9 protein-coding genes are annotated in these 11263 nt (G+C 71.9%); 1 reads left to right on the top strand and 8 read right to left on the bottom strand.

What is annotated here, in order from left to right; translation table 11 throughout:
• Positions 1–420: 420 nt before the first annotated feature.
• From ACPPVT_RS03345 to eccD, 8 genes are all read right to left on the bottom strand, one after another.
• On the bottom strand, positions 421–786 hold the full coding sequence (locus ACPPVT_RS03345; protein ID WP_426565450.1) for a hypothetical protein: 366 nt from the start codon (positions 784–786) through the stop codon (positions 421–423).
• Positions 783–1217 (bottom strand): YbaB/EbfC family nucleoid-associated protein, encoded by a 435-nt coding sequence (locus ACPPVT_RS03340; RefSeq protein ID WP_426565448.1) that lies wholly within the window; start codon positions 1215–1217, stop codon positions 783–785. Before ACPPVT_RS03340 ends, ACPPVT_RS03345 begins: the two co-directional genes overlap by 4 nt.
• 43 nt (positions 1218–1260) lie before the next feature.
• Positions 1261–3030, bottom strand: a complete 1770-nt coding sequence (locus ACPPVT_RS03335) for a hypothetical protein (protein WP_426565446.1) — start codon at positions 3028–3030, stop codon at positions 1261–1263.
• A 1-nt stretch (position 3031) separates the two neighbouring features.
• Entirely contained in the window at positions 3032–3610 is a 579-nt protein-coding gene (locus ACPPVT_RS03330) for a hypothetical protein (RefSeq protein WP_426565444.1), read from the bottom strand.
• A gap of 71 nt (positions 3611–3681) precedes the next feature.
• Positions 3682–3975, bottom strand: a complete 294-nt coding sequence (locus ACPPVT_RS03325; protein WP_426565442.1) for a WXG100 family type VII secretion target — start codon at positions 3973–3975, stop codon at positions 3682–3684.
• A gap of 29 nt (positions 3976–4004) precedes the next feature.
• Positions 4005–4310 carry a WXG100 family type VII secretion target gene (locus ACPPVT_RS03320; RefSeq protein WP_426565440.1) on the bottom strand — a complete coding sequence of 102 codons (306 nt, stop codon included), beginning with the start codon at positions 4308–4310 and terminating at the stop codon, positions 4005–4007.
• Positions 4311–4375: 65 nt separating this feature from the next.
• Positions 4376–5737, bottom strand: a complete 1362-nt coding sequence (gene eccB / locus ACPPVT_RS03315) for a type VII secretion protein EccB (protein ID WP_426565438.1) — start codon at positions 5735–5737, stop codon at positions 4376–4378.
• Between the two features lie 3 nt (positions 5738–5740).
• Entirely contained in the window at positions 5741–7108 is a 1368-nt protein-coding gene (gene eccD, locus ACPPVT_RS03310; protein WP_426565436.1) for a type VII secretion integral membrane protein EccD, read from the bottom strand.
• Between the two features lie 83 nt (positions 7109–7191).
• On the opposite strand from eccD, the gene eccCa reads away from it, so the two are divergent.
• On the top strand, positions 7192–11256 hold the full coding sequence (eccCa, locus tag ACPPVT_RS03305; protein ID WP_426565434.1) for a type VII secretion protein EccCa: 4065 nt from the start codon (positions 7192–7194) through the stop codon (positions 11254–11256).
• The last annotated feature ends 7 nt before the right edge of the window (positions 11257–11263 follow it).

Below are 11263 nucleotides of genomic sequence, written 5' to 3'. Positions count from 1 at the left end.
CGACCGCGAGTAACCCCCAGCCCCCCGCGCCTGCCCAGCCGCCACCCCCACAAACCCACCACCACCACCGCCGCCGCCGTCACCACCGGTGAACCGCTCCATCGACGCCAAGAACGCCCGCCGCGTCCGCCCACCCATCCCACCCGAGGCCTGACCCACCGCCGTGCGGATAGCCGGCCCCACCTGCTGCTCCAAATCCACACCAAGCCGCTCAAACGAGGCAGCCAACGCCAAACAAGCCCGATCATCAATATCCGGAGGCGACACACCACTAGACGCCAACATCAACATCCGAACCCAACCCGGCAGGCCAGTCGCCACCGCACACCTCCCTTCCGCCGGACGGGATCAACTGGCCAGTCCACCCAGCGCTATTAACGGCCGTGCGGTCGCGCTGGGTTCAGCAGGGTTGACGGCGGCTCAGGCGATCTCGATCGGTCCGGCGCTCTTCGGCGCAGCCCCCTCCGTGGTCGGGTCGGACCAGCCGGCGCTCTTCGTCGCGGTGTCCTCCGCCGCGTCCTGGATGCCAGCGACCGTGGCCACCCCGTCGCCGTGTCCACCCAGCGCATCGCCGAGCGAGTTGGTGACGGTGATGATCGAATTTCGCCACTGCTCGATCCGCTCCCGGAACTCCAGGGCCATCGGCTCGTCCGTGTCGCGGGGGACGGGCTCGGGCAGGTGCCCGGCCAGGCGATTCACCTCGTCGAGCAAGGGTTGGAGCTGCTCGAACGCGGCCCTGCCCTGCGCCAGCTGGTCCGCGTCGCTCCCCAGGGACTCCTCGCTCATGACTCCCCCGCCCAGCTGCGGCGGAACATCGCCCGGTCAGCATCGCCCAGCCCGTAGTCCCCCGAGCCCAGGAAGCGTTCCAGCATCTCGTCCAGTCCGCCTGCACCGCCGTCCAACCGCAGCGACGACTGCGGCAGGATCTCATCCAGCGCTTTCTGCGCCTGCTCCAGGGCCTGCTGCCGGGCGCGGCCGACGGTCTGTACCACCAGGGTGCCGAGCTCGGCCGGTGGCAGCGAACGGTAGGTCTCGCCGTAGAAGCGGACCGCTCTCAGGTCTCCCTTTGCCCCGACCGTCACGCCCAGCCGTCGGCAGGGCGATCGGACGGTGGTCTCCGCTTCGAGCGTCTCTTTCTGCAACCGGTCCAGCGAGCGTCTGGTCTGCGCCAGCCGAGCCATGGCTGCCTCGACCGCTTCGTCCTCAGGTGTCGGCACTGCGGGCTCCTCTCAGGAATGCGTTGTGCTGCTTGGCGTGGGCCTACGGCTGCTGCCTTCGGGTCGGCTGCGGCTGGGAGCGCTCCGGCAGCTGCGGGGCGGCCTCGTCGGCGCCGTCGTCCCACGTCGCGTCGTCCGCCTCGGCAAAGACCTCGTCGCGCCCGATGACATTCGTCACCGGCTCGGACGACACTCCCCAGACCCCCTCGTCCTCGGTGAGCCAGGTGGTGCGTTCGCGGTCCTTCTGTTGTCCCGCACCACCTCCAGCACCCATGCCGCCCATCGGCGGGAGGTACGGCATCCCGCTGCCCCCCGGGGCGACCTGGCCGTTCTGGACGCCGAGCGCGGACGTCGTGGGTGGCAGCGGAGCACCCAGTCCGGTGGAGGAGTGGACACCGGCCGCACCGTTGCCGGTCCGGACCGGCAGCGACAGCGGCTTTCCGGCGCTGCCCAGCTTCAGGCCACCAGAGGAACCTGAACCAGCCGGCTTGCCCTTGCCCGACCCGCCCAGCTTCGCGGCCGACAGCCCGCCGAGACTCCCCGCTCCCGCGCCGCCGGCCCCCAGGCCGGCCAGCGATGGGTCGAGTCCACCTGCACCGCCGAGGCCGCCGAGATCGCCGCCCGCGTCGCCGAGGCCACCGAGGCCGCCCGCGTCGCCGAGGCCACCGAGGCCGCCCGCGTCGCCAAGGCCGCCCGCGTCGCCGAGGCCGCCCGCGTCGCCGAGGCCGGCGAGATCGGCGCCCGCACCGGCGCCGCTCGCCGGGTCAGCCAGCGGGTCCAGGCCGGCGGGCGCCTTCGAGGGGTCGGTCGGGTCCGGGGCGGCGAGGACCAGGGCCTGGGAAGCGGCTGTCATGGCCTGCTGCAACGCCGCGGCCGAGGCGACCGGCGCGCGAAAGATCTCGGTGACCGTGTTCGCCCACTTGGTGCGCACCTGTTGGTCGATCTGCGGCCAGACCCCCGGTTGGAACGCGTCCCAGACACCAGGGAAGATCCCGGGGAAGCTGATGTAGAGCGGTTGCCACCCTTCAGAGCCGTTCACCTGGTGCCCGACACCTTCGGTGCCGATGTTCTGCAGCTCGTTGCCACCACCGGCATTGCCGCCCATCTCGGCGTGGTCGAACATGTAGACCACGGCACGGGACGGCGAGCCCCAGACTCCGCCGTCGCGCGTGACTAGCTGGGTCAGCGAGTCGTTGAGGTCACGCGCGAACTTGGCTGCGGCGGCCGCGGCGGCCTGCAGCGGGCCCTGGAAGCCGGCTGTCTGAGCCTTGAGGTCGGCGACCTGTCGCTGCGCTGCCTGCACCTGGTTGACGAACGCCTCCATCGCCGATCCCTTGAACCCCGAGTCCTTGGTCTGCACGCCGGCAATGTCGGTCGACAGCGCATCGGCCTTGCGTTGGCTCCAGGTACCCACGGCGCCCAGCAGCGCAGCGGCGTCCGCGAGGCTCTGGGAATCCAGTGCGCCCCCTGGGCCGACCAGGCTGGGCGCCTGCGCCACGACGTCCGCCCACGCTCGCTGGATGGTGGTGAACACGTCGTCGCCACTTTGCGTCGCGTGGCTGCGTTCGGCGCCGGAGAGCTGCACCTCGGTCCACTGGATGTCGCGGCCGTTGCCCCAGCGCCAGAACACGAGCTTTCCCGGCTGTTCCGGAGGCCGCCAGTTCGCCGTCACCTTCGACTCGTAGTAGTCGGCGACGAGCCACGGCGTCCCGGTGCTGGAGACCACCGTCTGGGTGCGCGCACCGGGCGGCACCGGATGGCCGAGCACGGTGCCCAGGACGTCCTCGATCGTGGCCATCGGTGCCGCCGCCACGTCACTCGCCCCCTGAGGTCTGCTTCGACTTGCTGCCTGTAGGTGCTGACGCAGGTGCAGGCACCGCCGTCGTAGCGACGGCCGGCGCAGGGACCGCAGGTGCAGCCCCCGCAGGTGCAGCCCCCGCAGGCGCAGCGCCCGCCCGCGCAGTGACCGCCGACGCAGTGACCGCCGACGCAGGGGCCGCACTGCCGCCCGAACCGCCGGGCGTGACCGGGATGTAGCTCGCGAACTGCTGTGCCGTCATCTCGTTGAAGGTCTCGGTCGCATCGGCGTCGCGCAGCAGGAAGGTCAATCCCCACTCCAACTGGTACGCCGCGTCGGCGAAGGCCGCCACCCGCGCCGCCAGGGCCAGCCGGACGGCGTCCGCGCTGGACTTCAGGCTGACGCCCTCCGGAAACGCATCCGCCCCCAGCCTCAGCGGAAGGACGACGGACAGGTCACCACTCACGGCGCCGCCGGCGTCCGTCGGCCACGGGTACAGCTTGCCTGCCCGCGTCGCGTCGGCCTGGTGCGCGGTGTACTCACTCTTGAGCTCGTCCAGCCGATGCTCGTCGATCGTGATCTGCTGCTCTGGCATCTCGTGTTCCCTCCCGTCCCAGGCCCGACCCGGGCGGCCGACGTCAGCCGGCCGCCCGGTCAAGGCTTCGCTCAGTGGCCGCCGAACGTGGCCTTACCACGATGGTCGGCATGGATGTACTCGCCACGCGCGGTGTTCAGCGCGCTGATGCCCTTGGTCAGGGACTCATTCATCTCGCGCTGTCCGTTGTCCCAGTCACGCTGGGCGAGCTCGTAGCTCGCGATGGCGGCACCTGCGTTGTGGGCTTTGAAGTTGTTGACGGCGGTGGTCAGGGCATCGATCATCTGCTCGAGCTTGTTGGTGCTGCCCCTGAATTCGCCTTCGGCAGTCTCTGCCGCATCCGGGTCGAAACTGTATGAAGCCATCGGGTTGGTTCCTCTCGTCGCGTGTTGGATCAGCCGGCGGCCCAGGAGCCGGCCGCTTGCTGGCTTGCGCCCTCGGCAGCAGCGGTGATCTGCCGGTAGCCGGCCATGGCCTCACTCAGTCGCTCCAGGCCGGACTTGACCTTCGCCACTCCGTTCTGCCAGTCGTCCAGACTGCGGCCGTAGGCTCTCGCCGCGTCACCCGTCCAGCTGGTCAGCAGCGCAGTCGAAGCGCTTTCGACCTTGGAGGTCGCGTTCGAACACTCGGCATAGGCGTCGTCAAAGGCGCTGACCATGGCCGCGGTCGTCGCTTCGTCGACGACGCGTGCATTTGACATGGGATTTCCCTTCGATCGTGGTGTGACATCCGTTGCTTCCTTGCGAGCTGGGACCCGGGCTCGGGTCACGTGCCCTGGCCACCCCCTGCCTCGTCCGCCGAGCCCAAGGTCGGACCGTGCGGGAGCAGCGACAAGAAGTCGGTCGGCATGACCGCGACGTTCGCCAGCTGGTAGCCCAGCGAGGTCAGCGCCTGCTGGTCGGCGACCTCGAAGACCTCGCCCGAGTCGGTGACCAGCGAGACGTCCCCGGCGGTCTCGGTCGTGGGCTGGATCGCCGCCAGCAGCGCGCCGCCGCCGGGCCGCACGCTGACCGCCGTCCGATCGGCCCCGGTCGCCCCCGAGCTGTCGGCCAGCTCCTGCGCCGACGGGTCCGGCAACGAGGCGGTCAGGGTCACGCCGCTGTTGCCCGGGAACACCTGGACGCAGGGTGCGCGACCGTCATCGGGCTGCTGGACCGTCGGGACGGTGGCCGGCAGCGGTGCCAGCACCTGACTGGCGGGCGGGATCTGCACGGCCTCGCTGACCGCGCGCGCGGTGACGACCAGCGGGTCGCCGAAGCGCGGGTCGGCCTTGGCCAGCAGGTGCTGCAGCTCCGTCAACGGGGTGAGCCCGCCGCGGACGACGACGAACGCCCCGATCGGTGACTCCACGAGCTGACCGACCTGGGTCGGGACGCCTTCGAGCTCGGGGCCGGCCTCGTCGGTGATCGCCACCCACGGCGACACGACCGGTTGACCCTGCGGAATCAGCCGCAGCCACGCGGCGGGCACCTGTGGCGGCGTCAGGTCGCCCACGCCGAGGACGTTCGCGGCCGACGGACCGGAGAGTGCGAACCTGTTCCCCTTGGACAGCAACCAGGTCACCTCACCCTGGCCCACCACCATCGCCGGCGCCTCGGGCTGGCGAGTCGTGCCCACCTCGACGACGAGGTCAGCCTGCGGGGCCAACCGGGGAGCGGTCTTCGCCTCGGTCGCGCACACCCGCGTCGTCCCGGCGTTCACCAGGGACGGCGAGGGCAGCGCGTCCGGGGCGCCGGCCGTGCCGAGCGGTGCCCCGCGAGGCACCGCACGGATCGTCTTGGCGGACACCGTGGCGACGTTCATCTGCGCGCCCAGCGCCAGATGTGCCGAAGCCAGGTTCAGCACCGGTCGCAGTCGGCCGCCGTCGAGTACGAACCGGCTGCCGGTGTCCTTGTCCACGATCAGCGTCTGGGGTTGCTTCCAGGCCGTCGAACCGTTGGCTGTCAGCAGCGCGTAGCCGGCGGCGCCGGCCAAGGCGAGCGCTCCCATCACCAGGCTGCCGATGATGCTCCGGGTGTCCCGCCTGGTGGGTGACTCGACGGCGTCGGGCTCGCCGAGGACGAGTGCGGCGTTCAGCCGCTCAATCAGGTAGCGCTGGGCCTCGACCTGGTCGCGACGGGACTGCATGGCTCAGCCCACCCTCGCCCGGATGGCGTCGTAGGCACCCATCACCTGCAGGCCCAGCGGAATGATCGCCAGGCCGCTGAGCAGCTGGACGATGTCGCCGAGCCGCCCCCACAACGGCGTCGGGGCTCGAACGGAGAACCGGTAGCCGGCCAGCACGCTCAGCGCAGCCGCTACCGCCATCGCGACCGCGGCGGCCGCTCTGGCCCAGGGGATGACCGGCAGCGTGAAGGCGAGCACGAGCACTGCTGCGGTCGCCGGAGCCGCTGCCAGCAGCCGGTGCCACAGGCTGGTCGTGGCGCGCGAGGCCAGCAGCAGCGTGAGCGACACCGCGCAGGCGAGCGCCTGCGCCGCACGGGCATCCTGGCCGGCCAGCAGGACCACCGCAACCAGGGCCGGCAGCCCGATCGCGAGGTAGAGCGCGGTCATCAACCGGTCGACCCGCGCGGTCTGCTCCAGCACGACGCGACTCGGCTCAGGTTCGATCCCCTCCTGCAGGTCGGCGGCACCGGTGGGCAGCTGCGGCAGGCGCATCCCGGCCAGCTTGAACGCGAGCAACGGAACCAGCGGGCGGACCAGCAGCGTCGCGGCCAGCACTGGAACGGCGGCCGCGGCCCAGGTCCCGCCGCTGAGCACCACGCCGGCGGCCGCGGCACCCAGGACTGCGATCGAGGCACAGGCCAGGCCGACCGGTTCGAGCGCGGACCGCGGCGCGGCGACCAGTGCGGCGAGGACGACGACGAGCAGTGCACCGAGCAGGGCCATGGATGCCGGCAGCAGGTCACCCGCTCCGACCCGAGGCCAGCGAGCTACCAGGACGAACGCGGCGAGCGCGTCCAGCACGGCGATCACCGCGAGCAGGCGGGCCGGTCGGGCGTCCCGCAGGCGGTGGACCAGGGCCGCCGCGACCAGCAGCCCGGCCGACGCCGCGCCCATCGCGAGCGGCCCGAGCGGCAGCAGGGTGATCGACGCACCGACCAGAAGCAGTCCAGCCAGGCCCAACCCCACGGCGTCCGACATGCGCCGCAGCCACAAACCGGAGCGGCCGCGGACGCCGGTGGCGATTCCGTCGACCAGGTCGTCGAAGTCCATCGGGGGGATCTGGTCCGCCCGCGCCCGCAGGTACAGGGTCTCGCCGTCCAGCAGGTCCAGCTCGGCGACGGTGCGGTCCTCCGCGACCGGCTGCTCACCGATCCGTTGCAGCACCCACCCGCCGTGCTCGAGGCCGCGGTCGGCCAAGTCCGTGCCGAGGTTGGTGAGCAGGGCGGGCAGCAGGTCCCCGACCACAACGTCGACCGGGACCGACAGGTCGATGCTGCGGTCCGGACCGCGCACCACCAGCCGGCAGGTCTCGGCAACCGTCCCTGCGCTCATGAAGCAGGTAACGAGCCCAGCGCGAACGCGGTTCAGCCGGGTCCGGATGAACCGCCGGGGCCCGGCGAGCCGTGTGTGGGTGCATGACCACCCGCACGCTCCGCCGTCCGGCCCGACGAAGCGGCCCGGACCTGCCCGAGGGCGAGATCCAGCTCCAGGAGCCGCCTGCCCTGCCGGAGGTGCAACCCCAGGGTTTTCGGGCCGTGACGGTCGTGCTGCCCTCGATGCTGATGAGCGGCGCCATGCTGCTGATGTTCACCCGGGGCGGCGCGGGCGTTGCGGGTGGTTCGAGCCTGGTGCTCATCGGGTTGATGGGCACCGGCATGGTGGTGATGCTGGTCGGGACCCTGCTGACCAGCGGCGGGGACCGCAAGTACCGGGTCACCGGATCGCGCCGGGACTACCTGCGGTACCTGTCCCAGACCCGCCGCCAGGTCCGGCTGATGGCCGAGCAGCAGCGCGGCGCGCTGGCCTGGCTGCACCCAGACCCGGGATCCCTGTGGTCGCTGGCCATGACGAGCCGGCTGTGGGAGCGCCGTCCCTCGCACCCGGATTTCGGCGAGCTGCGGGTCGGCACCGGCGCCCAGCAGCTCGCGGTGCGCCTGGTGCCCCCGCAGAGCAGGCCGCTCGACGACCTGGAGCCGATGTCCGCCAAGGCTTTGCGCCGGTTCATCCGGGCTTACTCGGTCGTGCCCGACCTGCCCGTCGCCCTGTACCTGCGCGGCTTCGCGCAGATCCGGTTGACCGGCGACGTGGACGCCGCCCGGGACGTGCTGCGGGCCATGATCGCGCAGTTGGTGACCTTCCACGGCCCGGACGAGGTGCAGGTGGCGTTCTGCGTGGCCGAGGAGCGCCTGCCGGACTGGGACTGGGTCAAGTGGCTGCCCCACGCCCAGCACGGCGAGGAGCGGGACGCCGCCGGCGGCGTCCGGTTGGTCCGATCGTCCCTGGAAGACCTGGAAGCGTTGCTGGGCAACGACTTCCGAGGCCGCCAACGCTTCGAGCCCGGCGCTGAGCCGAGCCGCGGGGAGCCGTTCGTCGTGATCGTCCTGGATGGTGGGTCGCTGGGGTCGCGGCCCCGCCTGCTCGAGTCCGGGTACCGCAACGCCGTGCTGCTGGAGGTCGCCGACCGGCCGGCCAAGGGACCGGCCGCCCTGACCCTCGACATCAGCGCGGACGAGGTGCAACGGATCACCCGGGACCGCTTCGGCAAGGAGGTGCGCACCCCGCTGGCCCGGCCGGATCGACTCTCGATGGAGGGCGCGAGATCCTTGGCCCGGCTGATGGCCGGCACGGCGGTGGGTGCGTCCATGGCCAGGTCCGAGGCCACCGCGCACACCGTCGGCGACACCGAGCTGCCGGCGCTGCTGGGCATCCACGACCTGGAGCGGCTGGACGCGCACCAGCTGTGGGCGGACCGCAGTGCCTCGGCGCGGCTGCGGGTGCCCATCGGCGTCGACGTCGACGGCAGATCGATCGAGCTGGACCTCAAGGAGTCCGCCGAGGGAGGCATGGGCCCGCACGGTCTGTTGATCGGAGCCACCGGGTCGGGCAAGAGCGAGCTGCTGCGCACCCTGGTGCTCGCCCTGGCCACCACCCACTCCTCGGAGACGCTGAACTTCGTGCTGGTGGACTTCAAGGGCGGTGCCACCTTCGCCGGCCTGGAGACGCTGCCGCACGTGTCCGCGCTGATCACGAACCTGGCCGGCGAGGCCGGGCTGGTCGAGCGGATGCGCGATGCCTTGCGCGGCGAGCTGGTCCGGCGTCAGGAGGTGCTCCGCGCGGCCGGCGGGTTCGCGTCCCTGCGCGACTACGAAGCCGCCCGGGCCGAGGGTGCGGCCCTGGAGCCGATGCCGACCCTGTTCCTCGTGGTGGACGAGTTCAGCGAGCTCATCGCCACCCATCCCGACTTCATCGAGCTGTTCGTGATGGTCGGTCGACTCGGGCGCTCGCTCGGGGTGCACCTGCTGCTGGCCTCGCAGCGGCTGGACGACGGTCGGATCCACCAGCTGGAGTCGCACCTGTCCTACCGCATCGGGCTGCGCACCTTCTCGGCCATGGAGTCCCGCGCGGTGATCGGGATTCCGGACGCCTACGAGCTGCCGTCGGCCCCGGGCAACGGGTACCTGCGCTCGGACGTGTCGACGATCCACCGGTTCAAGGCGGCGTACGTGTCGGCCCCGTACCGGCTGCGCTCGGTGCGGGTGCAGCAGGAGGTGCTCCAGACGCAGGTGGTGCCCTTCGGCACCGAGCCGGCGCCGGTGCGCTCGCCGGTCCCGAGCGACGACCCCGCCGAGGCCCCTTCCGGTGACCCCACCGACGAGCAGCCGCAGCCCGTTGCCGGCAGCCGCAAGGCGCCGTCGGTGATCTCGGTCATCGTGTCCAGGCTGGTCGACCAGGGCCCGCCGGCCCATCAGATCTGGTTGCCTCCGTTGTCCGAGTCGCCGACGCTGGACCAGGTCCTGCCGCCGATCGTGCCGGATGACGTGCGCGGCTTCGGCGTGCCGGGGGCGGCCGGTCTGTCCGTCCCACTCGGCATCGTGGACCGTCCGTTCGAGCAGGTTCGGGACCTGTTGACCGTGGACCTGTCCGGCGTGGGTGGCCACGTCGGGATCGCCGGCGGACCGCAGAGCGGCAAGAGCACCATGCTCGCCACCCTGGTTGCCGCCGTCGCCCTGAGCTGCACGCCCGCCGAGGCCCAGTTCTACTGCCTCGACTTCGGTGGCGGCCTGCTCAGCGCCCTCGTCGACCTGCCGCACGTCGGTGGGGTCGCCGGCCGCCACGACCCCGAACGGGTCAACCGCACGGTGTCCGAGGTCACCGCCCTGATGTCCCAGCGCGAGCACGTCTTCGCCGAGCACGCCGTCGCCGGGATGGCCGCGCTGCGCAGCCTGCGCGGCAGCGGCGGCCTGCGCGGGATCGGCCTCGAGCCGCACCAGGGCGCCGACATCTTCCTGGTGGTCGACGGCTGGTCGACGCTGCGTCAGGACTTCGAGGAGGCCGAGGCACGGCTGCGCGAGCTGGCAACCAACGGCCTGAACTATGGCGTGCACCTGGTACTCACGGCCTCGCGATGGAGCGAAATGCACCACGCCATGCGGGACAAGATCGGCACCCGCCTCGAGCTGCGGCTCGGCGACCCGGTGGAGTCCGTGATCGACCTGCGTGCGGCGGCGACAGTGCCGAGCGCGCCCGGGCGCGGGCTCACCCCCGAGAAGCTGCACTTCCTTGCCGCGCTTCCGCGCCTGGACGGGGACAGCTCTGGGGACGACGTCCAGGAGGGGCTGCGCGACCTGGTCTCCTCGGTCGCCGAGTACTGGACCGGTCCGCGCGCGGCCGGGGTGCGCACGCTCCCCTCGATCCTGCCGGCCGACGACCTGCCGCCGGCCACCGGCGAGCTCGCGATCGCACTCGGCGTCGACGAGGCCGCCCTCGCGCCGGTCTGGCACGACTTCCGGACACTGCCGCACCTGACCTGCCTCGGCGACAACGAGAGCGGGAAGACCAACCTGCTGCGGCTCACCGCCCGCGCGATCCGGCAGCGGCTGGGGCCGGAGCAGGCCCGGATCCTCGCGGTCGACTACCGCCGGCAGCTCTTCGACGACGTCCCCGACGAGCTCCGGCTCGGGTACGCCGTCTCAGTCGACTCCACCCGGCAGGCCGTCGCCGAGGCCGTCGCCGGCCTCTCGACCAGGGTGCCCGGGCCGGAGGTCAGCCCCGACCAGCTTCGTCGCCGGGACTGGTGGACCGGCCCCCTGCTGTTCGTGCTGGTGGACGACTACGACCTCATCGCCGGCCCGGACAACCCGCTGCTCCCGCTGCTCCCCCTGCTGCCGCAGGCGGCAGACATCGGCCTGCACGTCGTGCTGACTCGGGCTGCGGCCGGCGCCATGCGACTGTCGATGGACCCGGTGCTACGTCGGCTGCAAGAGCTGAACACCCCGGACGTCGTGCTGTCCTGTCCGCCCAGCGAGGGTCCGCTGCTCGGTGGCATCAAGCCCCGTCAGCTTCCCGCGGGACGAGCGCTGTTGTGCACCCGGCGCGGTGGACGGCTGGTTCAGACCGCTCGGGTGCCCGCGCTCGAGCCCGCCGATGCGACGTCGGCGCCGGCGCCCTCGACCATCGCCCGAACGGCCGGAAGGGCGTAGAGGCATC

It is taken from the genome of Angustibacter sp. McL0619 (assembly GCF_049994355.1).
Taxonomy (GTDB): Bacteria; Actinomycetota; Actinomycetes; order Actinomycetales; family Angustibacteraceae; genus Angustibacter.
This window is presented reverse-complemented; position numbering and strand designations above follow the sequence as displayed.

Bases quoted from the DNA above. Each gene is read 5' to 3' on its own strand.
- eccB (WP_426565438.1), bottom strand. From the start codon at position 5,737: ATGCAGTCCCGTCGCGACCAGGTCGAGGCCCAGCGCTACCTGATTGAG.
- eccCa (WP_426565434.1), top strand. From the start codon at position 7,192: ATGACCACCCGCACGCTCCGCCGTCCGGCCCGACGAAGCGGCCCGGAC.
- ACPPVT_RS03345 (WP_426565450.1), bottom strand. From the start codon at position 786: ATGAGCGAGGAGTCCCTGGGGAGCGACGCGGACCAGCTGGCGCAGGGC.
- ACPPVT_RS03330 (WP_426565444.1), bottom strand. From the start codon at position 3,610: ATGCCAGAGCAGCAGATCACGATCGACGAGCATCGGCTGGACGAGCTC.
- ACPPVT_RS03325 (WP_426565442.1), bottom strand. From the start codon at position 3,975: ATGGCTTCATACAGTTTCGACCCGGATGCGGCAGAGACTGCCGAAGGC.
- ACPPVT_RS03320 (WP_426565440.1), bottom strand. From the start codon at position 4,310: ATGTCAAATGCACGCGTCGTCGACGAAGCGACGACCGCGGCCATGGTC.
- eccD (WP_426565436.1), bottom strand. From the start codon at position 7,108: ATGAGCGCAGGGACGGTTGCCGAGACCTGCCGGCTGGTGGTGCGCGGT.